The 857-nt window shown below is 30.7% G+C and carries 1 protein-coding gene; it reads left to right on the top strand.

Annotation, left to right across the window (positions count from 1 at the left end):
- Nucleotides 1-681, top strand: a 681-nt coding sequence (locus AC5XHR_RS13755; RefSeq protein WP_495951351.1) for a prefoldin domain-containing protein, incomplete at its 5' end; no start/stop codon positions are given.
- Nucleotides 682-857 lie beyond the last annotated feature (176 nt).

Here is an 857-nt window from a genome sequence, read left to right as displayed (position 1 = left end):
ATTTTTTTAGCAATTATCAATATTAATGCACAAGAAGACATTAATCAGCTAACTTACCCAAACACTCAAGATATTAATTTTTTCAATTCAATTAAAAGTGGCGCACAAGTAAAGGAGTATATAACATCTAGTAAAAATACTGTAAAAGTAGGTGATACTTTAATTTTAGGAACACCAACGTCTCAAGAAACGAATACTAGAACTTATGCAGGTAGCTATGGCGGTCAATTAAGAGGAGGTGTTGCTCAATCAAGAAGTACATCAAAAAAAACTTACGAATTTATAAAAATGGGAAGGCCTGCTGGATTTGGTAGTATTATGACTGCTATGAATGGAGACGCGCAAAATATGGCTGATAATAGTTTAAAAAATATGACTGTTGTTGTTAACGAAATGAAAACATACCATAGAGGTAGTAAAAGCAAACCTTTATATGTTGTAATGGTTTTAGGAGAAATTAATGGAAAAGCTTTTGGTATAAATAAATATCTAAGTGTTATGGACACAGAATTAGCAATTGAATCTGGAGAAATTTTATTAAAGAACAGAAAAATGACTAGAGAAGAAGCCATAGCAAAACTAAAAGAAGCTAAAGAATTAATGGAAATTGATATGATGACTAAGGAAAAATTTGAGGAATTAAAGAACGAACTTGCTCCAATTATTAACAACAAAGACTAACAAGAAAAATAATACTTCTGCTAACATTGTATTGGCAAAATGCGGGGTTAAATGTATAATAGAAAGATTTGTAATATTTACACGCCGCTGCTTTTCATATTGTTTTTTTTCTTAATTTAGACAATCTGAAAAAGCATCGGCTTCGCTCAGTCTGAATTGAACTTTCAGTTAAATCC

Source organism: Kaistella sp. CFF1-2 (assembly GCF_059509915.1).
The sequence above is the reverse complement of the archived record's forward strand: the minus strand, read 5'-3'. Positions and strand labels throughout refer to the sequence as shown.